Origin of the sequence: Cellulomonas cellasea (assembly GCF_006538745.1) — a bacterium.
Lineage (GTDB): Bacteria > Actinomycetota > Actinomycetes > Actinomycetales > Cellulomonadaceae > Cellulomonas_A > Cellulomonas_A cellasea.
Map to the genome: position 1 here is coordinate 127399 of NZ_BJLR01000016.1, position 25818 is coordinate 153216.

General features: G+C 76.1%; 25 protein-coding genes. 14 read left to right on the forward strand and 11 right to left on the reverse strand.

What is annotated here, in order from left to right; genetic code table 11:
- Positions 1–189: 189 nt before the first annotated feature.
- Positions 190–2949: a beta-L-arabinofuranosidase domain-containing protein gene (locus CCE01nite_RS07710; RefSeq protein WP_052104162.1), complete on the reverse strand. Its 2760-nt coding sequence runs from the start codon at positions 2947–2949 to the stop codon at positions 190–192.
- Between the two features lie 254 nt (positions 2950–3203).
- Here CCE01nite_RS07710 and CCE01nite_RS07715 point away from each other — a divergent pair, with 254 nt between their 5' ends.
- The 5 genes from CCE01nite_RS07715 (at position 3204) to CCE01nite_RS07735 (ending at position 7986) form a co-directional block, all read left to right on the forward strand.
- Positions 3204–3971, forward strand: coding sequence for an ABC transporter ATP-binding protein (locus CCE01nite_RS07715; protein WP_034630188.1), 768 nt, complete (start codon positions 3204–3206; stop codon positions 3969–3971).
- On the forward strand, positions 3968–4843 hold the full coding sequence (locus CCE01nite_RS07720; protein WP_034630185.1) for an ABC transporter permease: 876 nt from the start codon (positions 3968–3970) through the stop codon (positions 4841–4843). The genes CCE01nite_RS07715 and CCE01nite_RS07720 overlap by 4 nt, the downstream gene beginning before the upstream one ends.
- The gene (locus CCE01nite_RS07725; protein ID WP_174774683.1) at positions 4830–5774 is read left to right on the forward strand and encodes a hypothetical protein; all 945 of its coding nucleotides are present in this window, start codon (positions 4830–4832) and stop codon (positions 5772–5774) included. Before CCE01nite_RS07720 ends, CCE01nite_RS07725 begins: the two co-directional genes overlap by 14 nt.
- An 80-nt stretch (positions 5775–5854) precedes the next feature.
- Complete coding sequence (locus CCE01nite_RS07730) at positions 5855–7294, forward strand: sensor histidine kinase (RefSeq protein ID WP_141372147.1); 1440 nt, start codon at positions 5855–5857, stop codon at positions 7292–7294.
- Complete coding sequence (locus tag CCE01nite_RS07735) at positions 7291–7986, forward strand: response regulator transcription factor (protein WP_034630181.1); 696 nt, start codon at positions 7291–7293, stop codon at positions 7984–7986. The genes CCE01nite_RS07730 and CCE01nite_RS07735 overlap by 4 nt, the downstream gene beginning before the upstream one ends.
- Before the next feature lie 3 nt (positions 7987–7989).
- On the opposite strand, the gene CCE01nite_RS07740 is transcribed toward CCE01nite_RS07735, so the two are convergent.
- Both CCE01nite_RS07740 and CCE01nite_RS07745 read right to left on the reverse strand, forming a co-directional pair.
- The gene (locus CCE01nite_RS07740) at positions 7990–8598 is read right to left on the reverse strand and encodes a class I SAM-dependent methyltransferase (protein WP_034630179.1); all 609 of its coding nucleotides are present in this window, start codon (positions 8596–8598) and stop codon (positions 7990–7992) included.
- Positions 8591–9004, reverse strand: coding sequence for an ATP-binding protein (locus CCE01nite_RS07745; protein WP_034630176.1), 414 nt, complete (start codon positions 9002–9004; stop codon positions 8591–8593). Before CCE01nite_RS07745 ends, CCE01nite_RS07740 begins: the two co-directional genes overlap by 8 nt.
- A gap of 144 nt (positions 9005–9148) precedes the next feature.
- Here CCE01nite_RS07745 and CCE01nite_RS07750 point away from each other — a divergent pair, with 144 nt between their 5' ends.
- Entirely contained in the window at positions 9149–10303 is a 1155-nt protein-coding gene (locus tag CCE01nite_RS07750; RefSeq protein WP_371861022.1) for a VIT1/CCC1 transporter family protein, read from the forward strand.
- A gap of 27 nt (positions 10304–10330) precedes the next feature.
- On the opposite strand, the gene CCE01nite_RS07755 is transcribed toward CCE01nite_RS07750, so the two are convergent.
- From CCE01nite_RS07755 to CCE01nite_RS07760, 3 genes are all read right to left on the reverse strand, one after another.
- Positions 10331–11029 carry a DivIVA domain-containing protein gene (locus tag CCE01nite_RS07755; RefSeq protein WP_034630173.1) on the reverse strand — a complete coding sequence of 233 codons (699 nt, stop codon included), beginning with the start codon at positions 11027–11029 and terminating at the stop codon, positions 10331–10333.
- A gap of 109 nt (positions 11030–11138) precedes the next feature.
- Entirely contained in the window at positions 11139–11810 is a 672-nt protein-coding gene (locus CCE01nite_RS21285) for a hypothetical protein (protein WP_052104161.1), read from the reverse strand.
- Positions 11811–11910: 100 nt separating this feature from the next.
- A complete protein-coding gene (locus CCE01nite_RS07760; RefSeq protein ID WP_052104160.1) occupies positions 11911–12705 on the reverse strand; it encodes a copper resistance CopC family protein in 795 nt (264 codons plus the stop codon).
- 74 nt (positions 12706–12779) lie between these two features.
- On the opposite strand from CCE01nite_RS07760, the gene CCE01nite_RS07765 reads away from it, so the two are divergent.
- The 7 genes from CCE01nite_RS07765 (at position 12780) to CCE01nite_RS07790 (ending at position 19598) form a co-directional block, all read left to right on the forward strand.
- Positions 12780–13628 carry an ABC transporter ATP-binding protein gene (locus CCE01nite_RS07765; protein ID WP_034630169.1) on the forward strand — a complete coding sequence of 283 codons (849 nt, stop codon included), beginning with the start codon at positions 12780–12782 and terminating at the stop codon, positions 13626–13628.
- 66 nt (positions 13629–13694) lie between these two features.
- Positions 13695–13910: a hypothetical protein gene (locus CCE01nite_RS22500; RefSeq protein ID WP_307722728.1), complete on the forward strand. Its 216-nt coding sequence runs from the start codon at positions 13695–13697 to the stop codon at positions 13908–13910.
- Between the two features lie 6 nt (positions 13911–13916).
- Positions 13917–14687, forward strand: coding sequence for an ABC transporter substrate-binding protein (locus tag CCE01nite_RS07770; RefSeq protein WP_307722730.1), 771 nt, complete (start codon positions 13917–13919; stop codon positions 14685–14687).
- Complete coding sequence (locus CCE01nite_RS07775; RefSeq protein WP_084142698.1) at positions 14684–16843, forward strand: iron ABC transporter permease; 2160 nt, start codon at positions 14684–14686, stop codon at positions 16841–16843. Before CCE01nite_RS07770 ends, CCE01nite_RS07775 begins: the two co-directional genes overlap by 4 nt.
- 270 nt (positions 16844–17113) lie before the next feature.
- Entirely contained in the window at positions 17114–18094 is a 981-nt protein-coding gene (locus tag CCE01nite_RS07780) for a siderophore-interacting protein (protein ID WP_141372148.1), read from the forward strand.
- 74 nt (positions 18095–18168) lie between these two features.
- A complete protein-coding gene (locus tag CCE01nite_RS07785; RefSeq protein ID WP_246056366.1) occupies positions 18169–18576 on the forward strand; it encodes a YkvA family protein in 408 nt (135 codons plus the stop codon).
- Between the two features lie 20 nt (positions 18577–18596).
- Positions 18597–19598 carry a pseudouridine synthase gene (locus CCE01nite_RS07790; RefSeq protein ID WP_034627697.1) on the forward strand — a complete coding sequence of 334 codons (1002 nt, stop codon included), beginning with the start codon at positions 18597–18599 and terminating at the stop codon, positions 19596–19598.
- 39 nt (positions 19599–19637) lie between these two features.
- Here the strand turns inward: CCE01nite_RS07790 and CCE01nite_RS07795 are convergent, their stop codons facing one another.
- The gene (locus tag CCE01nite_RS07795; protein ID WP_034627694.1) at positions 19638–19958 is read right to left on the reverse strand and encodes a type II toxin-antitoxin system PemK/MazF family toxin; all 321 of its coding nucleotides are present in this window, start codon (positions 19956–19958) and stop codon (positions 19638–19640) included.
- Positions 19958–20182 (reverse strand): hypothetical protein, encoded by a 225-nt coding sequence (locus CCE01nite_RS07800; RefSeq protein WP_141372149.1) that lies wholly within the window; start codon positions 20180–20182, stop codon positions 19958–19960. Before CCE01nite_RS07800 ends, CCE01nite_RS07795 begins: the two co-directional genes overlap by 1 nt.
- Before the next feature lie 265 nt (positions 20183–20447).
- Between CCE01nite_RS07800 and CCE01nite_RS07805 the strand changes: the two genes are divergently transcribed.
- Positions 20448–21326: an alpha/beta hydrolase family protein gene (locus CCE01nite_RS07805; protein ID WP_034627686.1), complete on the forward strand. Its 879-nt coding sequence runs from the start codon at positions 20448–20450 to the stop codon at positions 21324–21326.
- Positions 21327–21389: 63 nt separating this feature from the next.
- Here CCE01nite_RS07805 and CCE01nite_RS07810 read toward each other — a convergent pair whose 3' ends face one another.
- Genes CCE01nite_RS07810 through CCE01nite_RS07820 form a run of 3 tightly spaced genes read right to left on the reverse strand, consistent with a single transcriptional unit; the run spans position 21390 to position 25703 of the window.
- Positions 21390–22664: an MFS transporter gene (locus tag CCE01nite_RS07810; RefSeq protein WP_034627732.1), complete on the reverse strand. Its 1275-nt coding sequence runs from the start codon at positions 22662–22664 to the stop codon at positions 21390–21392.
- A 47-nt stretch (positions 22665–22711) separates the two neighbouring features.
- Positions 22712–23113, reverse strand: coding sequence for an ATP-binding protein (locus tag CCE01nite_RS07815; protein WP_052103849.1), 402 nt, complete (start codon positions 23111–23113; stop codon positions 22712–22714).
- Between the two features lie 46 nt (positions 23114–23159).
- Positions 23160–25703 (reverse strand): SpoIIE family protein phosphatase, encoded by a 2544-nt coding sequence (locus CCE01nite_RS07820; RefSeq protein WP_084142565.1) that lies wholly within the window; start codon positions 25701–25703, stop codon positions 23160–23162.
- Positions 25704–25818 lie beyond the last annotated feature (115 nt).

A 25818-nucleotide genomic window follows, 5' to 3' on the forward strand; every position in this document is an offset into this window, starting at 1 on the left:
CATGCCGGCCGGGCTCGGCCGGGACGTCGAGGTGCTCACCCCGGACGCCCTGCGCGACGGGGTGCTCGCCCGGGCGGACCGCCTGCGCGTCAGCGGGGTGCCGTCGCCGGCACCACGGCTGCGCCGCCGAGTCCGCGAGCGGCACCCCGCCGCACAGCGCCTCAGACGAAGCGCCTCACACGAAGCGCCTCACACGAAGCGCCAGAGGTGGTCGTTGGTGCCGTTGTCGTCCCAGATCAGGGCCTGGGCCCCTGCGGTCGTCGACATGTCGGCGACGCCGAGGACGCGTCCGCCGGCCGCCTGGATGCGGAAGGTGTCGCCCGCGGTGTACCGCAGCCGCCACTGCTGGGGGGTCGCGCCGGTGTCGGTCGCCTGCACCGCGCGGGTGCCGTTGACGGTTCCGCCGGCCTCCACGGCGAGGACCTTGCCGGTGTGCTGGTTGCGCAGCCGGAAGTAGCCGTTGCTCCCCACGACAGCCGTCCACAGGTGGTCCGCGGTGCCGGTGTCGCCCCACTGGATCACGGCTGCGCCGTCGGCCGTCGACATGTCCCGCACGCCCAGCACCAGCCCGGTGTGCACGTTGAGGATCCGACGGGCCCCGGACGGGACGAAGCGCCAGCGGTTGTCGGCCGAGCCGTTGTCGGGGTCCATCACGACCGCCGCGCCGCGTGCCGTCGACCCACCCGCTGTGCCGAGCAGCTTGCCGGTGTGGTTGTTGCGGACCCGGTGGGTGCCGTCGCCGTTGTCGAGCACGGTCCACAGGTGGTCGGCCGTTCCCGTGTCGCCCCACTGGACGACCGGGGCGCCGTCGGCCGTCGACATGTCCCGGACGCCGAGGACCTTCCCGCCGTTCGCGCAGCGCAGCTTGAGGGCGGTGCCCGAGACGACCGGGACCCAGTCGTGGTCGGCCGTGCCGCTGTCGTCCCAGACGAGCGCCGCGGCGCCGTCGGCCGTCGAGGCGTCCTGGATGCCGAGGACGAGCCCGCTCGCCACGTTGGCCAGGCGGAACGCGCCGTTGGTGGCGGCGGTGGAGCCGGTGACGGACCAGTACACGGTGTAGTTGAAGCCGTGCGCGTCGTAGAAGGGGACGAGGTTGACGGCGGAGCCGTTCGCCCGGGCCGAGAACGTGAGCGCGGTCGTGCTGGTGCGCGTGATCGACGACGTCACCAGCGCAGGCGGGCCCGACAGCGACGTGCTGCCGTAGTTCCCCGCGAGGACGACCGGGCCGTAGAGGATCGCGGCCACACCGGGGTTGTCGTTCGTCGGCTCGAGGCGGACCGCCATCGGCAGCCGGACCGTCACCTGGTCACCCGACGCCCACGACCGGGTGAGGCTCGCGTAGGTGCCGGGCGTCGTCGGGATCGCCTGGACGGTGCCGTTCACCGCGACCGTCGCGCCTGTCGCCCACGCGGGGATGCGCACGCGCATCGTCCACGAGCCGGAGACGGAGCCGGTGACCGTGAGCGTCGTGCTGTCGCTCGCGGGGTACGTCGTCGTCTGCGTGACGGTGATCCCGCGCTCCGCCCACGTCAGGACCGACGGCAGGAACAGGTTGACCGTCAGCGTGGTGCCCGACCGGAAGTACGCCGAGTCGGCCAGCTTGGTGTTCGTCTCGATGCCGGTTCCCTGGCAGCACCAGAAGCTGGCGTAGTCGGTGCTCCACGTGCCGCCACCCCAGGCCGGGCCGACGCCCTTGCGGCCGCCCGGCTGCAGCGGCGTGAAGTAGGTGATGTGCCCGTGGGCGCTGGCCGGGTCCTGCGCGCCGACCAGGTGGTTGAGCAGGGCCCGCTCGTAGAAGTCGAAGTACGAGGCCTTGTCCGGCTCCATGACCCACAGCTCGCGGGTCAGCTTGAGCATGTTGTACGTGTTGCACTGCTCGCACGTGTCGTTGCGCAGGTAGGTCGAGATCGCGTTCGGCGCCCGGAAGTGCTCCGCCTGGCTGTTCCCGCCGATCGCGTACGTGTGGGCGCCCACCGTGAGCGCCCACGCGTTGCGCGCGATGTCGCGGTACCGGGTCGTGCCCGTCGCCTTGTACTCGCGGGCGGCACCGATCCACTTCGGCACCTGGGTGTTGGCGTGCAGGCCGTCGAGGCGGTCGGTGCCCGCGGCGAGCGGGTCGAAGACGGAGGCGTGGTCGAACCGTCGGGCGACCGTCAGCCAGCGGGGGTCGTTCGTCATCAGGTGCAGATCCGTCAGGACCGCGTTCATGCCGCCGAACTCGACCCGCAGCGTCGTCTGCATCTGGGCGGTGCTGAGCCGCGCGGTCCGCGCGTCGACCCAGCCGGCGAGCCTCAGCAGCACGTCCCGGGCCTGGGTGCTCTCGAGGTAGCGCCAGACGTCGAGGAGCCCGGCGAGCGTCTTGTGCAACGCGTAGTACGGCACGTTCCCGTTGCCGGTGCCCGTCTCGGCGGCCGAGAAGTCCGACTCCGGGAAGCCCGAGAGGTAGCCCGCGGCGAACCCCCTGGCGCCGTTGTTGGCCTGGCACCGGGCGAGCTCCGCCACCATGGACGCCGCCTTGTCCCGGCACACGGTGTCGCCGAGCGACGCCCACGCCTGCGCCCAGGCCGAGAGGAAGTGGCCCTGGCTGTGGGAGCGGAACGGGAAGTTCGGTGCCTCCCACCCGCCGAGCGGGGCGGCGCCCGCGGTGGACAGCCCGTGGTTGGCGCGGAAGTTGTACAGGAGCCGGTTGACGTCGACGAACCTGAGGTACGCCAGCGTGCGGTTCTGGTTGTCCATCCACCGGCTCGCCGTGAGGCGGACCTGGTCGAGGGAGAACTCCGAGGCGCTCACCCCGACCTCTCCCCGGGCGGGCGGGACGACGGCGGCCGCCGGGGAGGCGAAGAGCGCGGGACCGATCGCCGTGACCGCTCCGGCGAGTGCGGCACCCGCCAGGACCGTGCGGCGGCTGAGATCGGTGGGGCCTGGGGACGCAGGCTGCTGAGGTGTCATCGGATTCTCCGTTGAATCGGTGCGAAGGGCCGATGTTAACGCTCACAGTCGCGGCTCGTCGGGGGTGCGAACCGTTTCAGTTGCCCCACTGAGGGGCACCACGGGTCAGCCCGCCGGGGTGCCCGCTCCTCCCGGAGGAGGAGGCCGGATCGGTCCCCGGTTCGTCCGCGGGCAGGTGATGTCCCCGTGCACCGCGTCCCTAGCGTCGACGACGGCCGCGCGACCGACGCGGCCCACGATGACGGGAGCGACGCATGATCCAGGTGGAGGCGCTGACGAAGCGCTACGGCCCGACGACGGCGGTGGACGGGCTGACGTTCACCGCGCGGCCCGGGCTCGTGACGGGGTTCCTCGGCCCGAACGGTGCCGGGAAGTCGACCACGATGCGGGTCGTCGTCGGGCTCGAGCGGCCCACGGCGGGCACGGCGACGGTCGACGGCCGGCGGTACGCGGACCTGCCCGCGCCGCTGCACGCGGTCGGCGTGATGCTCGACGCCCGGTCGGTGCACCCCGGGCGGTCGGCGTTCCGTCACCTGCTCGCGCTGGCCCGCACGCACGGGATCGGGCGCTCACGGGTCGACGAGGTGATCGGCATGACGGGGCTCGAGTCGGTCGCCCGACGCCGGGCGGGCACGTTCTCGCTCGGCATGGGGCAGCGGCTCGGGATCGCCGGTGCGCTGCTCGGGGACCCGGGGACGCTCGTGCTCGACGAGCCGGTCAACGGGCTCGACCCCGACGGCGTGCTGTGGGTGCGCGGGCTCGTGCGTGCGCTGGCGGCGGAGGGCCGCACGGTGCTGCTCTCGTCGCACCTCATGCACGAGCTCGCGCTGTGCGCGGACCGGGTCGTGATCATCGGCCAGGGCCGGCTGCTCGCGGACGCGTCGGTGCCGGAGCTCGTGGCCGCCTCGGGGGGTGGGTCGCTCGAGGACGCCTACCTGCAGCTCACCGCGGGGTCCGTGCAGTACCGCGGCCGCGCCGCCGACGAGGCGACCGGCCTGACCGCCGCAGGAGGCGCCCGATGACCGCGACCACCACCGTCCCGAACCCGGCACCGGCCCGCGGGCTCCCCGCCCGTCGGGGGCCGAGCCTCCCGCGGGTCGTCGCCGCCGAGTGGAGCAAGCTCACGAGCCTGCGCTCGCCGGCCGCGATCGGGGTCGTGACCGTGGCCGTCTCGGGGGTGCTGACCTGGCTGTCGGCGAACGCCTCGTCGACCGACCCGGGGTTCGACCCGATGGGCTCGCTCGGCACCGGGCTGCCGCTCGCGCAGGTCGGGGTGCTCGTGCTCGGCGTGCTGGTCGGGACGGGGGAGTTCAGCACCGGGACGTTCCGCACGACGTTCACGGCGGTGCCGCGCCGGCTCCCCGTGCTCGTCGCGCAGCTGGTCGTCACGGCGGCTGCCGCGCTCGTCGTGTCGGTGCTCGCCGTCGCCGCGGCGGTGGTGGGCCTGCTGCCCGCCGCTGGGTCGCGCGGGATGACGCTCGACCTCGCCGGCGGGCGGACGCCGCAGCTGCTGGCCGGCATGACGGTCCAGCTCGTCGCGATGGCGCTGCTCGGGCTCGCGCTCGGCGCACTGCTGCGCCGCACCGTGCCGGCTGTCGTCGCGGCCGTCGTCCTCGTCCTGGTGCTTCCCGTGGCGCTCATGCTCGCGTCGGACCCGGGGATCGGCGGCGCCCCGCCGGTCGGGGTGGCGTACACCGAGCCCGAGGTGACCGCGGTGGGCACGGTGACGGCGGTCCTGCCGGGCGGGGCCGTGACGCACCTCGTGCCCGGCGCGGGCGGCTTCGACGGTGCGCCGGACCTCGGGGTCGGGGGCGGCGTCGCGGTCCTCGCCGCGTGGGTGCTCGTCCCGCTCGGGGTCGCCGCGGTGCGACTGCGTGCCCGTGACCTGGCCTGAGGGCGGGCGACGGGTGGGCCGCGCGACGACGGACCTCCCGCAGCGCCGGGCCGCGTCCTCGGAACCGCGCGCGCCGCGCCGCACGCACGCGCCGCGCCGCACGCCCGCGCCCGCGACCGCGACCGCAGCACCGCGCACCCCCGTCACCGTCCGGGCGGTCACGTTCCCCCGGGTGGTCGCCGCGGAGTGGACCAAGCGCACGAGCGTCCGCTCGGCGCTGTGGCTCCCGCTCGGCACGGTCGTCTCCGCGCTGACGCTCGCGTACGCGCTCGGCCTGTTCGTCCGCGTGGGCGACGCGCGCTCCGGGGCGTCGCTGGTGGTCGCGGGCCACGTGCTCGCCCAGCTCGGCACCCTCGTGCTCGGCGTGCTGGTCGGCACCGAGGAGCACGCCACGGGCACCGCGACCACGACGTACGCCGCCGTCCCTCGCCGGCTCGCGGTCCTCGGCGCCCAGGCGCTCGTCACGGCGTCGGTCGCCCTGGTCACCGCCGCGGCGGCGCTCGGCGCGTCGGCCCTCGTGACGCACGGGCAGCGCGCCGCGACCGGGCCGACGCTCGACCTCGGGGACGGCGGGACGGCACGGGTGCTGGCCGGCTTCGTCGTCGTCCTCACCGGCGTCGCGCTGCTCGGGCTCGGCCTCGGGGCGCTGCTGCGCCGGTCCGCCCCGGCGCTCGGCGCGGGCGTCCTGCTGCTCGTCGTCGCCGACCAGCTGCTCCAGGCGAACCCGGGGCGCGTGACCGACACCCTGCGCGCGCTCCTGCCCGGTGCCGGGTCGCGTCTGCTCCTGGACGACGGCGGCGTCGCGGCCCTCGACGCCGCGAGCCTCGGCCCGCACCTGGGGCCGTGGGGCGGCGGGCTCGTGCTCGCCGCCTGGGTCGTCGCGCTCCTCGCCGCCGCCGCGTACCGGCTCCGCCGCCATGACGTCACGTGACGCCGGTGTGGGTCGTGCCAGGGCCGGCCCGGGCCCGGCACGTCCCCACCCGCCCCGACCCCCGATGGGAGAGTGAGACCGTGACGAACCTGCGCCCGCACGGACGCACGGCGTGGAGCCGCGACACGGGCACGACGCACGTGCTGACGGAGACCCAGGTGCAGCGCCGCGGGGTCCTCGCGCGCGCGGTCGTCGCGCACCCGTGGACCGCCGACGTCGCGGTGGCGGCGACCGTGCTCCTCGCGGCCCTCGCCACGGTCCTCGTCGCGCTCGCGACCGTCGAGGGGTCGGTGGGCCTCGGGCTGTACCCGCCGGACACCCCCGCGCTCCGGCTGGTCCCGGGCTCGTGGCTCGTCGGGGCGGGGGCCGGGGCCGTCGCGCTGCTGGCCCGGCGGGCGTGGCCGCTCGCCGTGACCGCGACGCTGACCCTGCTCGCCGTGGTGTCGCTCGGGACGACCGGCGTGCTCGGCGTCCTCGGGCTCTGCCTCGCGTGCGCCCTGCACACCGTCGCGGCCACGCGGCCCGCGCGCACCGCGTGGTTCGTGGGCGGTGCCGTGCTCGTCGTCGTCTCGGCCGCGCTGTGGCGGTGGGAGGACATCGGGCTCGCCGAGATGCTGCTGTGGAGCGACGCGTGGCTCGCGGAGCTCGACGACCCCGTGCACGACCTCACCGAGCCGCCGTTCTCGCCCGGGCGCCGCTCGGCCTCCGTGACGCTGCTGCTCGCGCTCCTCGCGCTGGGCGTCGCGACCGGCTCGGGCGTCCGTGCGCGCCGGCTGCACGCCCGCGACCTCGTCGAGCGCTACGCCGCCCTGGCGCGTGACCGCGACGCGAGCGCGGCGCTGGCCCGCGCCGCCGAGCGGACCCGGATCGCGCGCGAGATGCACGACGTCGTCGCGCACAGCGTCTCGGTCATGGTCGCGCTGTCGGACGGGGCGCGGGCCGCCCTCGACCGCGCGCCGGACCGCTCCCGCGACGCGCTCGTCGAGCTCTCCCGCACCGGGCGCGCGGCGCTCGGGGACATGCAGCGCGTGCTCGGGGCGCTCGACCCCGCGGACGACGGGACCGACGGGACCGACGCGCCGGGCGGAACACCGCGGGCGCCCGGACCGACCGAGACCGATCTCGGCACCGTCGTCGAGCGCTTCCGCGCCGCGGGGCTGCCGCTCACCGTGACCGGCCTCGACACGCTGCTGCCCGAGGACACGACGCTGCGGCTCGCGGTCGTGCGGGTCGTCGCCGAGGGCCTGACCAACGTGCTGCGGCACGCCCCCGGCACGCGGTCGGTGCACGTCACGGTCCGGCGCACGGACTCCGCGGTCGAGGTCGAGGTCCTCGACGCGGGCGGGACCCGGCCCGGGACGGGCGGGGGCACGCACCGCGGCATCCTCGGGATGCGGGAGCGCGCCGCGCTGCTCGGCGGCCACGTCGACGCGGGGCCCCGGCCCGAGGGCGGCTGGCGCGTGCACGTGGTGCTGCCGTGGCGCCACGACGAGGGAGCGGACGGAGGGGACGACGCGTGACGACGGTGCTGCTCGTGGACGACCAGGCGCTGCTGCGCATGGGCTTCCGCCTCGTGATCGAGTCCGAGCCCGACCTCGAGGTCGTCGGCGAGGCGTCCGACGGCCGGGTCGCGCTCGACCAGGTCGCCGCGCTCCGGCCCGACGTGGTCCTCATGGACGTGCGCATGCCCGGCATGGACGGCATCGAGGCGACGCGCCGGCTCGCGCTGGAGCACCCGTCGTCGCGCGTGCTCGTCCTGACGACGTTCGACGTCGACGAGTACGCGTTCGCCGCGCTGCGCTCGGGGGCCAGCGGGTTCCTGCTCAAGACCGCGCGGCCCGAGGAGCTCGTCGAGGCGATCCGGACGGTCGCGTCGGGCACGTCGGTCGTGGCGCCGCGGGTGCTGCGCCGCATGCTCGACCTGTTCGCCCCGCACCTGCCCACCGGGACCGGCGGCGCCGGCGACGGCCTCGACCCCCGCCTGATGGCGCTCTCGCCCCGCGAGACCGACGTGCTGCGGTGCATGGCCGAGGGCCTGTCCAACGCGGAGATCGCCGAGCGGCTCGTGGTGTCCTCGACGACGGTCAAGACGCACGTCGGCAACGTGCTCGCGAAGCTCGACGTCCGCGACCGGGTGCAGGCGGTGATCGCCGCCTACGAGTACGGGCTCGTCGAGCGCGGCGGCGAGGCGTGGTCGCCCGGGCGCCGCTGAGCGTCAGCGCGGGCGACTGAGCAGCGCGACCAGGAACTCCGCCGTCGGCCCGAACGGGCGCAGGTCCCACGTCGCGAACCGCTGGTCGACGACGAGCCCGGCCCGCTCGGCGTCCTCGGTGAGCTGCTCGAACGCGTACCCGCGGCCCGCACCGAAGCCGACCGCGAGGCGGCCGTCGTCGCGCAGGTGCGCCCCGACCCGCCGCAGCACCTCGACGTGCGTGCCGGGCCCGACGAACGTCAGCACGTTCCCGGCCATCACCGCGACGTCGAACGGCTCGCGCACCCCGACGGCCGGCAGGTCGAGCTCCGCGAGGTCGCCCACGTGCCAGTCGCCGCCCGGGTGGTCCTCGCGCGCGGCCGCGACGAGCACGGGGTCCACGTCGACGCCGACCACGGTGTGCCCGCGCCGCGCGAGCTCCCCGCCGACCCGCCCGGGCCCGCAGCCCGCGTCGAGCACGCGTGCGCCCCGCGGGACCAGCGCGTCGACGAACCGGGCCTCGCCCGCGAGGTCGTCACCCGCGGCGGCCATCGCCCGGAACCGCTCGACGTACCACGGCGAGCGGTCCGGGTTCGTGGCGCCGATGGTCTCCCAGAGGGTCGGCTCACGCATGCGTGCTGGGCGCCGGCCACCGGTCGACGTCGCCGTGCTCGAGCTCGAACCACACGCGCTTCGCGGCCTCGCCCCCGGCGGGCTCGATGCCCCACCGGGTCGACAGCTCGTCGACGAACATGACGCCCCGGCCGCCCGTGGCGTCCGCCGGAGGGTGCCGCAGGATCGGCTCGGTGCGCGCGCCGTCGGTCACCTCGACGCGGGTGCGCTCGCCGTCGACGTCGACGCACAGGTGGACCGGCGGGTCCGCGTGCGCCACCGCGTTCGTGACCGTCTCGCTGACCAGCAGCACCAGCACGTCCAGCGCCTGCCCCTCGACACCGGCCTCGACGAGGCGGTCCCGGGCCCAGCGTCGTGCCGGTGCGACGGCCTTGACGTGCGGGCTGATGTGAGTCTCGGCGTACATGACGTTCTCCCCCCGCGCGGTTGCCTGACGCACTTCCACGGTGGGTCACGCTGCCCGGTCCGGCAACCGGAGGGAGCAGCCGTCTCGCGCGCCGGATGGTCGCGTCCCGGGAGGGTACGCGGCCGTGCGTGGAACGATGGACCCGTGGAGAACCGCCCCGAACCGCTGCCCGGCACGGCGGGCGTCCGCTCCCCGAGCCGGGGTGACCTGCGCCGATGGCGCCAGTACCTGGCCGACGAGCGCGCCGAGGCGTCGGTGTACCGCGACCTCGCGTCGCGCCGCACGGGCGAGGAGCGCGACATCCTGCTCGCGCTCGCCGAGGCCGAGCGCCGCCACGAGGACCACTGGCTCGAGCTGCTCGGGGACGACGTCGGGCGCCCGCTGCGGGGCGACGTCCGGACCCGGGTGCTGGGCTGGCTCGCGCGGCGCTTCGGGTCGGTGTTCGTGCTCGCGCTGGCGCAGCGGGCCGAGGCGCGCGGCTCCTACGAGAAGGACGCCGACGCGACCGCGCAGATGGCCGCCGACGAGCGGATCCACGAGGAGGTCGTGCGCGGTCTCGCGACCCGCGGGCGCAACCGCATCTCCGGGACGTTCCGCGCGGCGGTGTTCGGCGCGAACGACGGCCTCGTCAGCAACCTCGCGCTCGTGCTTGGCATCGGCGCCTCGGGTGCGTCGCAGTCGACCGTGCTGCTCACGGGGCTCGCGGGGCTCCTCGCGGGCGCGCTGTCGATGGCCGCCGGGGAGTTCGTCTCGGTGCGCTCGCAGCGTGAGCTGCTCGAGGCGTCCGCCCCCGGGCCGCACGCGCGCGCCGCGCTCCCGCACCTGGACGTCGAGGCCAACGAGCTCGCGCTCGTCTACCGCGCGCGGGGCATGACGGAGGAGGCCGCGCACGAGCGGGCCCGCGAGGTGCTCGCGTCGTTCGGCACGATCCCGACGCCCGCGCTCGGCGTGCCCGCGCTGTCGCCGTCGGGGGCGGGCGTCGTCCCGGCTGCGGGCGCCGACGACGACGAGCACGAGACCGTCGGGACCGCCGTCAGCGCCGGGGCGGCGAGCTTCTGCTTCTTCGCCTCCGGGGCGCTGATCCCGGTGCTCCCGTACCTGTTCGGGCTCGACGGGTGGCCCGCCGTGGCGATCGCGTCGGTGCTCGTCGGGCTCGCGCTGCTCGGCACGGGCGCGACCGTCGGCGTCCTCTCGGGCGGCCCGCCGGTCCGCCGCGCGCTGCGCCAGCTCGCGATCGGGTACGGCGCGGCGGCGGCGACGTACGTGCTGGGGCTGCTGTTCGGGACGACGGTCGGCTGACCTCGTGCGCGCCGGACGGCCGGCGCGTCAGTGCTCGGTCGTCAGCACCACGCCGTGCTCGGTCGGACCGACCGTCGCGACGCCGAGCAGCTCGCCCGACGCCGTCCGCAGCACCAGCCGGTCGGTCGCCGCGCCGAGGAGCTGCGTGCGCGCCGTCTGGAGCTGCACCACGAGCTCGTACGCGCTGAGCGACCCGCGCGCACCGGACGGCGTGCCCCAGCCGACGACCGCCCCCAGCGTGCCGACCGACCCGAGCGACTCCCCGGGCGCCGGGCGCCCGAGCGGTGCGCCGGTGAGCACCGGGGGCAGCGGCGGGGTGGTGGCCGGCTCCTCGGCGAGCGGGGCGGCGGGGACGGCCGTGGGGGTGAGCGCGGTGGGCGCCGCGGAGGGGGTGGACGACGACGGCGCCGTGCTCGGGGTGGACGACGACGGCGTCGCGCCCGGGGTGCCGACGTGCGACTCGAGGGCCGCCACGACCCCCGCACGCAGCGCCTCGACCTGCACCGACTCGTACCCGCTGCCCGACGTCCGGCCCGGGAACGTCGCCGTCCGGATCTCCCGCAGCAGCATCTGCGCGGCACCCGCCGACCCGGCGCGTCCGGCCTCGAGCGACGCGAGCGTCTCGGCGGCGAGGTCGAGGTAGAGGTCGACCTGCGCGGCGTCGTAGCCGTCGCTGCGGTACGTGGTGCTCAGGCGGCGGCGCCGGAGCTGCTCGGCGGTGATCACGGGACTCCTCGGGGCGGGCGTGGGACGGGGACGGAGGTGGGACGGCTGCGGGTCGGCTCGGGCGGGCGACGGGTGAGGTCGTCCGGTGCGAGGTCGCGTCCCGACGAGGTCAGCGCACGTGGACGACCGCGCCGCCGGGCACGACCTCGACGCCCGTGACGCGCAGCTCCGTGCCGTCGGGCCGGCGGACGACGAGCACGTCGCGCGCCGCGCCGAACAGCGTGGCGCGGGCGCGCTGGACCTGGACGAGGACGTCGTACGCGCCCAGACCGTCGGGCGCGGCGGTGAGGTCGACGGGCTCGGGCGCCGGCTCGGGCGCGGGGGTCGTCGCGGACGCCGCCGCGGGGGCGTACCCACCGCCGGAGGCCGGTGCCCCGGGCGGCTGCGTCGCGGTCGGCTGTGCGGGGGAGGTGTGTGCCGGCGACGGGGCGGCGGGCTGCGCGGTCGACGGTGAGCCCGGGCGGCCCCGTGCCCCGGCCGCGGCGCCGCCGCTGAACCGGAGCACGTACTCCTCCAGCGTCGCCACGACCTGCGCCCGGAAGGCGTCGACCTCGGCGGCGGGATAGCCCTCGGCGCTGCGGCTCGCGGGGAGCGGGGCGGTGCGCACGTCGCGCGGCATCAGCAGGGGGGTGCCGCCCGGACCGACCGTGCGGCCGCGCTCCAGCGCGTCGAGCGTGCGGCCCACCTCGCCGAGCAGGTGGTCGACGGCGGCGCGGTCGTACGCGGCGGCGGACCGCGTCGTCGCGAAGCCGACCTGGCGGGTGTGGGCGGCGGTGATCACGTGCGGCTCCCGGGTGCGGACGGCCGGCGGCTCCGGTCCCGGCGCGATCCTCCCACCGGGACGGGCGTCGGCGGGCCGGTCCGGGCGACGGTTCGCCCGGTCAGTCGCCGGTCGACCCGGCGTGCGTCCCGGTGGAGCCGTCGGTCGCCGCGCCGCCGGGTCCGCCGTGGTGGCCGTGCGGGCGGCGGCGGATGAGCACCGCCACGACTACGCCGAGCGCGGCGAGCGCCGCGACCGTCCCGGCGAGCAGCGTGTTCGTCGCCGAGGCCTGGGCCGCGGGGTCCCGCTCGGCGGGTTCGGCCGACTCGGTGGCCTCGGGCGCACCCGCCGCCGTCGTCGGCGTCGGGGCCGGCGTGGGCTCGGCGGTCGGGGTCGCGGTCGCGGCGGCGGTGGCGGGGTCGGACGCGGCGGGCACGTCACCGGCCGTCGCCGGGCCCTGCGCCGTGAACGTCAGCTGCCCCTCGATGGGGTGCCCGTCGGCGGACGTGACGCGCCACAGCACGGAGTAGGTCCCTGCGGGCAGGTCACCGCTCAGGGCCTGCGTCACGCCGGCGTCGGCGAGGACGGCGTCGCCGCTCGACACGACGCGCCCGTCGGGCGCCCGGACCTCGACGACGGTCCCGAGCGCGACCGCGGGCTCGTTGAACGTGAGCGTGACCTGGGCCGGCACCGTCGCGGGGGTCGAGCCGTCCGCCGGGTCGGACGAGACGAGCGCGCTGTGGGCCGCCGCCGGACCGGCACCGAGGACCGCGAGCGCGAGCCCGGCGAGCACGGCCGCGAGCGTGGCGACCAGCACCGCGAACGACCCCCGGACCCGCGCCCGCACCCCCGACCGTCGGTCGCCCGGAGCGGTGCGGGGGAGGGCGGTCGGGCGGTCGGACGCGTGCGGGAGCATGCCCCCGACCCTAGGCCGGGGTCGCCCGCGAGACGGACTTTCGTTCCGGGTAAGGAGAGGCTAACCTCACGCTCGTGACCACCGACGACCTCGCGCCCGCGCTCCAGGGCACCGCGCTCCGCCTCGGCTACCACGGCCGCACCGTCGTGCAGGAGGCGTCGCTGCGCCTGCACGCGGGCGAGGTGACCGCCCTCGTCGGGCCCAACGGCTCGGGCAAGTCCACGCTGCTGCGCTCGCTCGCGCGCCTGCACCGCCCCGACGCCGGCCAGGTCGCGCTGACCGACTGCGCCGACGCGCTCGCGCTCTCCGCGCAGGACTTCGCGCGCCGCGTGACCCTCCTCTCGCAGCACCGCCCGACGCCGAGCGGCGTGAGCGTGCGCGACGTCGTCGGCTACGGCCGCCACCCGCACCGCGGCCGCTGGCGCACGCAGGACCCGGACGGCCCGCGCGCCGTCGCCTGGGCGATGGAGGTCACGGGCACCACGGCGATGGCCGACCGCGGCGCCGACGAGCTCTCGGGCGGCGAGCTCCAGCGCGTGTGGCTCGCGACGTGCCTCGCGCAGGACACCCGCGTGCTGCTGCTCGACGAGCCCACGAACCACCTCGACCTGCGCTACCAGGTCGAGATCCTCGACCTCGTGCGCGACCTGGCCGACGACCACGGCGTCGCCGTCGGCGTCGTGCTGCACGACCTCGACCAGGCCGCCGCCGTCGCGGACCACGTCGTGCTGCTGCGCTCGGGCGAGGTCGTCGGCGCGGGTGACCCGGTCGACGTGCTGACGTCCCCGGCGCTCAGCGAGACGTACGGGCTGCGCGTCGACGTCGTGCACGACCCGGTCACGGGCCGCCTGACGACGCACCCCGTCGGCCGCCACACGACCCGCACCCGCGCCCGCACGCCGGAGCTCGCCGTCGCGCACTGACGACCCGGCGCCCCCCCCCGCGGGACCCCGAAGACCCCCGCTCGACCACCCCACCCCGAGGAACCCATGCGATCCCTGCGCTCCCCCCTGCCCGCGCTCGCCCTGACGGCGGCCACCGCGCTCCTGCTGACCGCGTGCGGCAGCACCGAGGCGCCCGTCGACGCCGAGGAGACGTCGGCGTCGTCCGGCGCCGGCCCGGTCACCGTGACCGACGACCGCGGCGAGGTCGAGCTCGACGCGCCCGCCGAGAAGGTCGTCTCGCTCGAGTGGGGCCTGACCTAGAACCTGCTGTCGCTCGGCGTCACGCCGGTCGGCGCCGCGGACGTCGAGGGCTACAACACGTGGGACCAGGTCGTCCCGCTCGAGGGCGACGTGACCGACGTCGGCACGCGCGGCGAGCCGAGCCTCGACGCGATCGCGGGCCTGGGCGCGGACCTCGTCGTCACCACGACCGACCTGCCGGAGAACGTCATCGCGCAGATCGAGGAGACCGTCCCGGTCCTCACGCTGCGGGGCTCGGACGCGAGCGACCCGATCGGCCACATGCGCCGCACGATCGAGGTGCTCGGCGAGGCGACGGGCCGCTCCGACGAGGCCGCCGACGTGCTCGCGGAGTACGACGCCGCCGTCGAGGAGGGCAAGGCCGCGATCGCCGAGGCCGGGCTCGAGGGCTCGTCCTTCACGATGGCCGACGGCTGGGTCGCCGACGGCACCGTCTCGGTCCGCATGTTCACCGAGGGCGCGTTCCTCGGGGCGCTCGGCCAGGAGATCGGGCTCGTCAACGCGTGGGAGGGCGAGGGTGACCCCGACTACGGCCTCGCGGTGACCGACGTCGAGGGCCTCACGCAGCTCAGCGACGCGCCGTTCCTGTACCTCGCGAGCGCGAGCGAGGCCGACCCGTTCGGTGAGGCGCTCGCGACCAACCCGATCTGGACCGGCCTGCCGTTCGTCGCCGCCGGCAACGTGCACCGCCTGCCCGACGGGATCTGGCAGTTCGGTGGCCCCGCGGCCGCCCAGGCGTGGATCGAGGCGACCGTCGAGGCGCTGACGGCGGCATGACCACCGCGAGCGTGACACCGGCGGGGGGAGCCGCGCGCGGGGACGCGCCCGGTCCGACCTCCGACGCACCCGGCTCCCCGGCGGCACCGTCCGGAGGTGCGCGCCTCGGCGCCGTCCCGGCCCTGCGCGTCGCGGCGGTGCTGGCGGCCGGTGTCACGCTCGTCGTCGTCCTCGGTCTCGTCGACCTGACGCTCGGCACCTCGGGGATCGGCGCGGGCGACCTGCTCGGGCTGCTGACCGGGGGAGCGGGCGGCGAGGCGGAGCAGACGGCCGCGGTGCTCGTCGCCTCGCGCCTGCCGCGCGTCCTGTCGGCGCTGCTCGTCGGCGTCGCGCTCGGGGTCTCGGGCGCGATGCTGCAGTCCGTCGCGCGCAACCCGCTCGCGTCGCCGGACACGCTCGCGGTCAACGCGGGCTCCTACCTGCTGGTGACCGTCGCCGCGGTCACCGGGCTGACGCTGCCGTTCGCCGCGACCGGTGCGGTGGCGTTCGTGGGCGGGCTCGGCGCGGCCGCGCTCGTGCTGCTGCTGAGCCGCGGCGGTGCCTCGGGGCCGACGCGGCTCGTGCTCGCGGGCTCCGCGGTGATGCTCGCGCTGTCCGCCGTGACGTCGCTCCTGCTGCTGCTGTTCGAGCAGGAGACCATCGGGCTGTTCGCCTGGGGCAGCGGCTCGATCGTGCAGTCGGGCCCCGAGAAGGTCGTGCAGGCCGCGCCCGCGGTGCTGGTCGTCGCGGCGTTCGCCGTCGCGCGGGCCCGGCGCCTGGACCTGCTCGCGCTCGGCGACGACACCGCGACGGTCCTCGGACTCGACGTGCGGCGCACCCGCGTGGAGGCCGTGGTCGTCGCAGTCCTGCTCGCCGCGATCGCCGTGACCGTCGCCGGGCCCATCGGGTTCGTCGGCCTGTGCGCGCCCGCGATCGCGCGGCTCGTCGCGCCGCTCGCCCCCGAGCTGCACCGCCACCGGCTCCTGCTGCCGCTCGCGGCGCTCGCCGGCTGCGTCGTGGTGCTCGCGGCCGACATCCTGCTGCGCACCTTCCTGCCGGGGACCAACGGGGTCGCGGTGCCGACCGGCGTCGTGACGAGCGTGTTCGGCGCCGTGGTGCTCGTGGCCCTCGCGCGCCGCGTCCGCGACAGCTCGCCCGTCTCGGCGCCGAGCACGAGCCGCGGCCGGGGCCCGGCGTCGCGCCGCCGGTTCCTCGTCGTGACCTCGGTGCTCGCCGCGCTCGTCGTGGCGACCGTGGTCGGCGGCCTGCTGCTCGGCGACACCCTGCTGCTCACGGGCGACGTCGCGAACTGGCTGTCCGGGCGCAGCGGTCCGGGCGTCACCGCGGTGCTCGACCAGCGCGCGCCGCGGGTGCTCGCCTCGCTCGTCGCGGGTGCCGCGCTCGGCCTCGCCGGCACGACCGTCCAGGCCGTGTGCCGCAACCCGCTCGCCGAGCCCGGGCTGCTCGGGGTCACCGGCGGTGCCGGCGTCGGCGCAGTCCTGCTGCTCGTGCTCGTGCCCGGCGTCAGCATCTGGGCCGTGACCGGCGCCGGTGCGCTCGGGGCGCTCGTCGCGTTCGCGCTCGTCTACGGCCTCGCGTACCGCCGCGGGCTCAGCTCCGACCGCCTCGTGCTGATCGGCGTCGGGGTGAGCGCGGGCACGACGGCGCTCGTGACGATCATCGTCGTGACCTCGAGCCCGTGGGACTCGACGCTCGCGCTCACCTGGATGTCGGGGTCGACGTACGGGCGCTCGTTCGCGCAGTCGCTCCCGGTGCTCGGGATGCTGCTGCTCGTCACGCCGTTCGTGGTGCGCGCCCGACGCGACCTCGACCTGCTCGCGCTCGACGAGGACGTGCCGCGCGTGCTGGGCGTCCCGCTCGAGCGGACCCGGCTCGGGCTGCTGCTCGCGTCGGTGCTGCTCGCGGGGTCCGCGGTCTCGGCGATCGGGGTCGTCGGCTTCGTCGGCCTCGTCGCGCCGCACGCCGCCCGGGCGCTGGTCGGCGCTCGGCACACCCGCGTCGTGCCCGTCGCGCTGCTGCTCGGCGCGGTGCTCGTCGGGGTGTCCGACGTGCTGGGGCGCACGATCATCGCCCCCGCGCAGATCCCCGCGGGGCTCGTCACCGCGCTCGTCGGGACGCCGTACTTCGTGCTGCTGCTGTGGCGGACGCGGGCGTGAGCGGCCGCACGCCGAGCGCCCCCAGCGTGCCCAGCACCACGCTGACGAGGACCCGCTGGACGAGCCCGGCGACGCCCTCGCCGCGCCCGCGCAGACCGGGTCGAGCCCGCTCTGAGCGGGGGACAGGCCGCCCCCTCGGCTCACCGGAGTCCGTGTGACGGACGCCACTCCGCCGTGCCGGAATAGCGGGTTAGGGTAGCCATACCTCGCGGAGGGTTGCCTAACCTTCTGGGCACCTCCGCCCGTGAGGCCCGTCGATCAGGAGTGCATGTGACCGAGCTGCTGGTGGCCCCGACCATCGCACCCTTCCGGGCCTTCGCCGTGCGCGTCACGCGCATCGAGGACCTCACGCCGAGCTTCCGCCGCATCACGTTCACCGGTGACGACCTCGACGTCTTCGCGGACAACGGCCGCGACCAGCGCATCAAGCTGATCCTCGCCCGCACCCCCGGCGACGACGTCACCACGGCTGCCGACTGCGGCGCCGCGCTCGACACGCTCCTCGCGGGCGAGGGCGGGCTCGACTGGTTCACCGCGTGGCGCGAGGCGCCCGACGCCGTCCGCCCGGTGATCCGCACCTACACGATCGCGAACGTCCGCCAGGACCTCCGCGAGATCGACGTCGACGTCGTCCTGCACGGCGACCTCGGGCCGGCCTCGCGCTGGGCCGGCAGCGCCCGGGTCGGCGACACGCTCGGCGTCTGCCGGCCCGACGCGCGCCACCCCGGCCCGCACGGCGGCGTCGAGTGGGCCCCGCCGGAGCACGCGCTCGCGCTGCTGCTCGCCGGTGACGAGACCGCGGTCCCCGCGATCCGCGGCATCCTCGCGTCGCTGCCCGCCGACGCGCGCGGCGAGGCCGTCCTCGAGATCCCGCACGCCGCCGACGTCCTCCCGCTGCGCGCCCCCGCGGGCGTCCGCGTCACGTGGCTCGCCCGCGAGGACGCTCCGCACGGCTCCGCGCTCGTCCCGGCGGTCCAGGCCGCGGCCGGCCGGCTGCTCGACGTGCCCGTGGGCGGCGACCGCCCGGGCGCGATCGAGGACGTCGACGTCGACGCGCAGATCCTCTGGGAGGTCCCCGTCGACCCCGACGGCGAGCCCCTGACCCGCTCGACCGAGCTCTACGCGTGGCTCGCGGGCGAGGCCGGCGCGATCAAGACGCTCCGCCGCCACCTCGTCGCCGAGCGCGGCGTCGACCGCCGGTCGGTGGCGTTCATGGGGTACTGGCGCGAGGGGCGCTCCGAGGGGGCCTGACCCCTCCGACCTTCCCCGGCGCGGCGCGCCCGAGGGACCCGGCGCGCACGTCGACGAGGTGAGCGGAGCCCGCGGTGCCGGACCGGGTGGCGTGGGTCGCCGGGATGCTGGGCGGGCTGCTGCTCGTCTGGCTCGTGCTCCTCGCGGTGCTCTGGGTCAGCCGCCCGGACGAGCTCCGGCTCCGCGAGCTGCTGCGGCTCCTCCCGGACGTCGTCCGGCTCGTGCGCCGGCTCGCGGCCGACCCGACGCTGCCGCGTGCGGTCCGCATGCGGCTCTGGCTGCTCCTCGGCTACCTCGCGCTGCCCGTCGACCTCGTCCCGGACGTCATCCCCGTGCTGGGGTACGCCGACGACGCGGTCGTGGTCGCGCTCGTGCTCCGCTCGGTGGTGCGCCGCGCCGGCCCCGAGGGCCTCGAGCGGCACTGGCCGGGGACGCCCGCGGGGCTCGCGGCGGTCCGGCGCCTCGTGGGTCTGCCCGGCTGACGCCCTCGTACGATCGCCCGGTGCCTCCCCGCTCGCCGCTCCCGGCACGCCACGGCCTCGACGCCGCGCGACTGCGCACGCCGGACCGGGACCGCTCCGCCCCCGACCCGTGGCCGACCATGGGCGCCTGGCTGCGTCACCGCCTCCCGCAGCACGTCGACGTCCCGGGGATGCTCGCGCAGGAACGGTTCGTCGACGAGGACGGCCGCGCCGTCCGGGACGACGACCCCTACGAGCCCGCCCGGTACGTGTGGTTCCACCGCGACCTGCGCGACGAGCCGGTCGTGCCCGGGACGATCCACGTGGTGCACCGGGACGAGCGGCTCGTCGTCGTGGACAAGCCGCCGTTCCTCTCGACGATCCCGCGCGGCGGGCACGTCATGCAGAGCGTCGTCGTCCGGCTGCGCGCCGAGCTGGACCTGCCCGAGCTGTCGCCGCTGCACCGGCTCGACCGCGTGACGTCCGGGCTGCTCCTGCTCGCGACCGAGCAGCGGTGGCGCGGCGCGTACCAGTCGGCGTTCGAGCGGCGCGCGGTCGACAAGACGTACCGGGCGCTCGCGCCGCTGCGCGCCGACCTCGAGGTGCCGGTCGTCGTGCGCAACCACATCCACAAGGAGCGCGGCACGTGGTGCGCCGAGGTGGTGCCGGGCGCGCCGGTCAACGCCGAGACGCTGGTGGAGCTCGAGCGGGAGGTCGAGGCCGGCGAGGTCGGGCAGGAGGTCGACGGTGGCGGCGCCTCGGGCCGCCCGGAGGCCGGCCGCGTCGGCGAGCCAGACCGGTTCGCCGTCTACCGGCTGACCCCGCGCACGGGACGCACGCACCAGCTGCGCCTGCACCTGGCCGGGCTCGGCATCCCGATCGTCGGCGACCCGCTCTACCCCGTGGTGCGGGACGTCCCGGTCGACGACTTCCGCCACCCGCTCCAGCTCCTGGCCGCCGAGGTCGCGTTCACCGACCCGGTCGACGGGCGGCACCGGGACTTCCGCAGCGTGCGGTCGCTTCCTCTCGCCGCGGAGGACTGACCGCGGCCCGACTCCCCGGCGCCCGCACGCGCACCGGCGTCAGGTCAGGTCCAGCAGCCCGGTCAGCGCGTAGTCGATCCGTTGCACGTCCGCGAGCGGGAGGAAGCCGACGAGGTCGCCCAGGCGGGCCTGCGGGTCGACGGCGGTCATCGCGTCGCACAGGGCGAGCGTCTCGCCGTGGCCGGGGACCTCGATGCGCGGCCGGAACACGTACGGGTTCGCACGGGTCGACGTCGGCACGACGAGCCAGGTGCTGAGGTGCTCGAGCCGAGAGGCGAGCACCACGACGGCGAACCGCTCGCCCGCCTGCTCGTGCCCGCGCGTCGTGCCGGCCTTCAGCCGGTAGACGTCTCCGCGCATCAGCCGAGGAGGTCGCTCAGGATCGAGGCCACCTCGGCGCGGTCCTGCGGGTCGGCGGCGGCGGCACGAGCGTCGATCTCGGCCTGCCGGCGCCACTGCTCACGCCGGAGCAGCGCGATGCCGTCGCGGATGACCGCCTCGACGGGCACCCCTCGCTCGGCGCTCAGCGCGTTCAGCTCGTCGCGCGTGCTGGCGCGAACGCGCACGGTCGTCGTCTCAGTCACGGTTGGAGTCTACATCGCGTCTACAGGCAATCGCCGGCCCATGAGTGCACGATGGCGCGTCCGGTCGCTCCCGCTCACCACCGAGAGCTGATCCCCAGCACGGGTCCTGTGCGCCCGGCGACCGCCGATCGGGTGAAAGCGAGCCGACCGGTCTGTCCGGTTTCGCCCGATCGAGCGGTTCCCTGCCTGTGCGGTCGATACAACGATGAAACAGCTCCCATCGCGAGTCGACCCCCGGTCGGCACCGACACGAAGGACGTCCCCCGTGATCCCTCGCAGCACCGCCGTGCGCCGCCGCGCCGTCGCCGCCCTCGCGACCGCCGCGCTCGCCGCCCTGACCGCGTCGCCCGCCCAGGCGGCGGCCACGAACCCCTACGAGCGCGGCCCCGCGCCCACCGTCGCGTCGATCGAGGCGACGCGCGGCCCGTACGCGGTCGCCCAGACCTCCGTCTCCCGCTACGCCGTCAGCGGCTTCGCCGGCGGCACGATCTACTACCCGACCTCGACCTCGGACGGCACGTTCGGCGCCGTGGCCGTCGCACCCGGCTACACCGCGACGCAGTCGAGCCTCGCGTGGCTCGGGCCGAGGCTCGCGTCGCAGGGCTTCGTCGTCTTCACCATCGACACGCGCTCGCGCTACGACCAGCCCTCCGCGCGCGGCGACCAGCTCCTCGCGGCGCTCGACTACCTGACCCGGACCAGCGAGGTGCGCAGCCGCATCGACGCCGGCCGGCTCGCGGTCATGGGTCACAGCATGGGCGGCGGCGGCGCGCTCGAGGCGGCGAAGGACAACCCGGCGCTCCAGGCCGCGATCCCGCTGACGCCCTGGAACGCGGACAAGACGTGGCCGGAGATCCAGACGCCCACGCTCATCATCGGCGCCCAGAACGACTCGACGGCGTCGGTCACCACGCACTCGGAGCGGTTCTACGAGAGCCTGCCGGCGACGCTCGACAAGGCCTACCTCGAGCTGCGCGGCGCGAGCCACTTCGCGCCGAACACGTCCAACACCACGATCGCCCGCCAGAGCATCGCCTGGCTCAAGCGCTACGTGGACGACGACCTGCGCTACGCGCAGTTCCTGTGCCCCGCGCCGACGGTCAGCACCGCGATCTCGGAGTACCGCAGCACCTGCGCCGCGTGACGGCGGCGAGCGCGGGGCGTCCCAGCACGGGGCGCCCCGCGCTCGTGCGTCGACCGGACGGCCTCACGCCACCGGGTGCAGCGCGTCGTACCGCCGGAAGCCCGGGTGCCGCCACGCGAAGAGCAGCACACCCACGACGCAGGCCAGCCCGCCGAGGACCGCGGCCCACCCGACGCCGGTCACGTCGGCCGTCCCGCCGAGCACGAGGTCCCCGAGCCGCGGTCCGCCCGCCACCACGACGATGAACACCCCCTGCAGCCGCCCGCGCATCGCGTCGGGGGTCGCGGCCTGCAGGATCGTCGAGCGGAAGATGCTGCTGATCGAGTCGGCCGCTCCCGCGAGCACCATGCACGCCGTCGCCGGCCACAGCACCCACGTCGTCGCCCCGCCGGGACCCGGGCCGGGGGCGAGCGCGACGACGACGCCGAACGCCGCGACCGCCGTCCCCCAGCCGAGCACCGCGACGACGACGGCGTGACCCTGCCGGCGCACGCGCCCGATCGGCCCCGAGAACAGGCCCGCGAGCGCCGAGCCCACGGCGACGCCCGCGAGCAGGATCCCGGCCGTCGTCGCGCCGCCGCCGAGCACCGTCGCGCCGATCGCGGGGAACAGCACGCGCGGCATCGCGAGCACCATCGCGGTCAGGTCGATCGCGAACGTCGCGCGGATGTTGGGCCGGGTCGCGAGGAACCGCAGGCCCTCGACGACGGACGCGAGCCCCGCGCGACGCACCTGGCCCTCGGGTGGCAGGGACGGCAGCGCGACGAGGGAGACCACGGCGCCGACGAGCAGCACGACCTCCACGGTGTACGCCCAGCCGTACCCGGCACGCCCGACGAGCAGCCCGGCGAGCAGGGGGCCGACGGCCATGCTGATCCCGAACGACAGCCCCGACAGCGCGTTGGCGGCGGGCAGGAGCTGCGTGCCGACGAGGCGGGGGACGATCGCCGACCGCGCGGGGGAGTTGATCGCGAACAGCCCGTTCTGCAGCGCGACGAGGACGTAGAGCACGCGCACGTCGTCGAGCCCGAGCCAGGCCTGCACCGCGAACCCGGCGGCGACGAGCCAGAGCCCGGTCGAGGTCGCGAGGATGACGCGGCGCCGGTCGTACGCGTCGATGAGCGCGCCGCCGTACAGCCCGAGCAGCACGAGCGGGACGAACCCCACGAGCCCGACGAGGCCCACGCTGAGGTTCGACCGGGTCAGGTCCCAGACCTGGAGACCGACGGCCGTCGTCGTGAGGCCCGTGCCGACCGCGGAGAGCGACGTCCCGAGCCACATCCGCCGGTAGGGGACGCTGACGCGCAGCGGGGTCAGGTCGACGAGCAGACGGGGCACCCGGCCCATTCTCCCGTGCGGGCGGACGCCATCGCTCCCGGTAGCGGTCAGGTCAGCGCAACCGTGAACCACACCGACTTGCCGCGCCGGGTGGGCAGCCAGCCCCAGCTGCGGGCCAGCCGCTCGACGACGCGCATGCCCTGCCCGCCGACCTGCCCGGCGCCCGGCTCGAGCAGCTCGGGTGGGTCGGGGTTGTCGTCGGACACGGAGACCGTGAGCGCGTCGAGCGTGCACTCCATGTCGAGGTCGATCGTCCGGGCGACGTGCCCGTACTTCACGGCGTTCGTCACGACCTCGCTCGTGAGGAGCTCCACGACGTGCAGCGTCGTCTCGGACGCGCCGTAGGAGCGGGCACGCTCGACGCTCCACTGCCGGCCGAGCCGGGCCGAGCTGAGCAGCGCGGGGACGCGCATCGAGGCCACCTCGTTCACGTCGGTAGGGACCACCATGCGTCCTGCGGCCCGATCGCGCCGAGTGGGTGAATCTTCATCCACCTCACGCGGGGCCCTCCCGGCGGAGCCGGACCGCGACGAGCGCGACGTCGTCCTCGTGGTCCCCGCGCGACAGGCGCTCGAGCACGCCGTCGACCAGCCCGTCGAGGTCCCGGTCCGCGAGCTCGGCGACGGCCTCGCACAGCAGCTCCATGCCGTCCCGGACCGACCGGTCCCGCCGCTCGACGAGCCCGTCGGTGTAGAGCAGCACCGTCGCGCCCGGCTCGAGCGCGACCTCCTGGTCCGCGCGCGGCCACGCCGTGGACATCCCCAGCAGGAGGTCGTTGGTCCGCGCGTCGAGCAGCGACGTCGTGCCGTCCGGCCGCAGGACCAACGGCGCCGGGTGACCGGCGTTGGACCAGCGGAGCACGTGCGGCCCGTCGCTCCCGGCCGCGGGCTGCTCGACGCGCGCGACGACGGCGGTCGCGGTCGTCCCCACCCCGAGCCCCTGCATCGCGGCGTCGAGCGTGCTCAGGATCCCCGCGGGCGTCGCGCCGGTCGCGTACGCGATGCCGCGCAGCAGCGAGCGGACCTGGCTCATGTCGGCCGCGGCCGTGATGTCGTGGCCCATGACGTCGCCGATCACGAGCACCGTCGCGCCGTCGGGCTGGCGGAAGGCGTCGTACCAGTCGCCGCCGACCTCCGCGGCCTCCGCGGCCGGCTGGTAGCGCACGACGACCTGCAGGTGCTCGGGCTGGACGGGCGCGGCGAGGAGGCTGCGCTGCAGGCCCTCGGCGATGGTGTGCTGCTCGCTGTACAGCCGCGCGTTGTCGACCGCGAGGCCCGCGCGCTCGGCGAGCTCGAGCGCGGCGAGCAGGTCGGTGCCACCGAGCCGCGGGCGGCCCGCGCCGCGGCACAGCGTGATGAGCGCGCTCGTGCGCCCCCGCGCGCGCAGCGGCAGCACCGCCCCGGTCTCGGGTGCGAGCTCACGGAGCAGCGCGCGCGCCTCGGGCGAGCCCAGGTACTGCGCCATCGTCTCGGTGGCGGGCGCGGGGACGAGCACCGGCTCGCCCGTGCTGATGGCCTGCGCGACGAACGACGACGTGAGGTCGAGCGTCCGGAGCCGGATCTCGGCGTAGCTCTCCAGGGTCGCGCGCATCGCCGGGTCGACGTGCCACGTGGCCACGTCGCGCAGCCCGTGCTCCTCGACGCGCGTGATCATGCACCAGTCCGCCAGGGTCGGGACCACGTGCCGCCCGAGGCTCGCGAGCGCCTCGTCGATGTCGAGCGTCGCGCCGAGGTCCTGGCTCGCGCGCGCGAGCAGCTCGAGGCGGCGGGTCGCGCGGTCGGCGCTCGCGAGCGCGGCCTCGGCCGACTTCTGGGCGGTCCGGCGCTCGCTGATGTCGAGGAAGTACACCGACACCCCGTCCGGCGTGGGCCACGCGCGCAGCTCGTACCAGCCGTCGAGCGGCGCCGGGTAGTACGCCTCGAACTCCCGTGGGCGTCCGGTGCGCACGACCTCGCGGTAGTGGGTCTCGAACGGCGAGCCGACGGCGGCCGGGAAGAGGTCCCAGATGACGCCGCCGAGCAGCTCCTCGCGGCGCCGGCCGAGCAGGCGCTCGGCCTCGGCGTTGACGTACGTGAACCGCCAGTGCAGGTCGAGCGAGTAGAACGCCGCCGACATCGTCTCGAGCACGCGCGTCAGGCGGGCGTCGGAGTCCCGGTTCGCGGTCGTGTCGTACGCGACGCCGAGCACGCGCACGGCTGTGCCGCCCGGCCCGGCGACGGCGGTCCCGCGCGCCTGGACCCAGCGCGTGACGTCGCCGGGGAGGACGACCCGGTACTCCGCCTCGTACGTCGTGCAGCCGGTGATCGCCTCGTCGAGCGCACGGCCGACGCGCGCGACGTCGTCGGGGTGCAGGCGGGCGTTGAACGCATCGATCGAGCGCCCGAACTCGGCGCGCGTGTAGCCGAAGATCTCGAGCAGCCGGTCGTCCCACACGAGCGCGCCGGTGCGCAGGTCCCAGTCGAAGCTGCCGACACCGCCGGCCGTGACCGCGAGCTCCCAGCGCATGCGGTCGCGCTCGACGTCGGCCGACACGGCGGACAGCTCGAGCTCGCTCGACGCGGTGCGCGCGACCTCGGTGAGCAGCGCGACGTCGGACGGGGTCCACGCGCGGGGCTCGGGCGCGAACACGCACAGCGCGCCCGCGAGGTGGCCGTCGCGGCTCTCGAGCGGGACTCCGAGGTACGCCCCGACGGTCCCAGAGCGCACGGGCAGCAGGTCGCGGACGCGCTCGTCGGCGACGGCGTCCTCGACGACGAGCGGGACGCCGGCCTCGACGGTCACCGTGCACAGCGAGTCCTCGAGCGGGCCGGTGCTGCCGACCACGCCGGGCGGGAGCCCGCTGCCGCCGGCGACGAGCTGCTCGTGCGAGAGGAGGGACACCTGCGCCGACGGGGCGTGCAGCAGGCGGGCGGCGAGGTCCGCGAGCCGGTCGAGACCGCTCGAGCGGGGGGTGCGCGGGGGCCGGCGGTCGGAGGCCTGCCGGCCGGGCACGACGAGGGCCGGGACGGTCTCGCTCGTCGGGCGTCGAGCTGGGCTCATGGTTCCTCGGTTCTGGGCGCGCCCTGCCCGAGCACGCCCGCCGTGGCGAGCAACCCGCGCGACGTTCCGCACGCGGACCGCGTGGGTCAACAGTAGGCGCACCCGCGGTGATCGC

Excerpts from the sequence above, each read along its gene's own strand:
- CCE01nite_RS07710 (WP_052104162.1), bottom strand. The coding sequence starts at position 2,949 with ATGACACCTCAGCAGCCTGCGTCCCCAGGCCCCACCGATCTCAGCCGC.
- CCE01nite_RS07815 (WP_052103849.1), bottom strand. The coding sequence starts at position 23,113 with ATGGTGGTCCCTACCGACGTGAACGAGGTGGCCTCGATGCGCGTCCCC.
- CCE01nite_RS07795 (WP_034627694.1), bottom strand. The coding sequence starts at position 19,958 with ATGCGCGGAGACGTCTACCGGCTGAAGGCCGGCACGACGCGCGGGCAC.
- CCE01nite_RS07720 (WP_034630185.1), top strand. The coding sequence starts at position 3,968 with ATGACCGCGACCACCACCGTCCCGAACCCGGCACCGGCCCGCGGGCTC.
- CCE01nite_RS07740 (WP_034630179.1), bottom strand. The coding sequence starts at position 8,598 with ATGCGTGAGCCGACCCTCTGGGAGACCATCGGCGCCACGAACCCGGAC.
- CCE01nite_RS07775 (WP_084142698.1), top strand. The coding sequence starts at position 14,684 with ATGACCACCGCGAGCGTGACACCGGCGGGGGGAGCCGCGCGCGGGGAC.
- CCE01nite_RS07715 (WP_034630188.1), top strand. The coding sequence starts at position 3,204 with ATGATCCAGGTGGAGGCGCTGACGAAGCGCTACGGCCCGACGACGGCG.
- CCE01nite_RS07820 (WP_084142565.1), bottom strand. The coding sequence starts at position 25,703 with ATGAGCCCAGCTCGACGCCCGACGAGCGAGACCGTCCCGGCCCTCGTC.
- CCE01nite_RS07760 (WP_052104160.1), bottom strand. The coding sequence starts at position 12,705 with ATGCTCCCGCACGCGTCCGACCGCCCGACCGCCCTCCCCCGCACCGCT.
- CCE01nite_RS22500 (WP_307722728.1), top strand. The coding sequence starts at position 13,695 with ATGCGATCCCTGCGCTCCCCCCTGCCCGCGCTCGCCCTGACGGCGGCC.
- CCE01nite_RS07745 (WP_034630176.1), bottom strand. The coding sequence starts at position 9,004 with ATGTACGCCGAGACTCACATCAGCCCGCACGTCAAGGCCGTCGCACCG.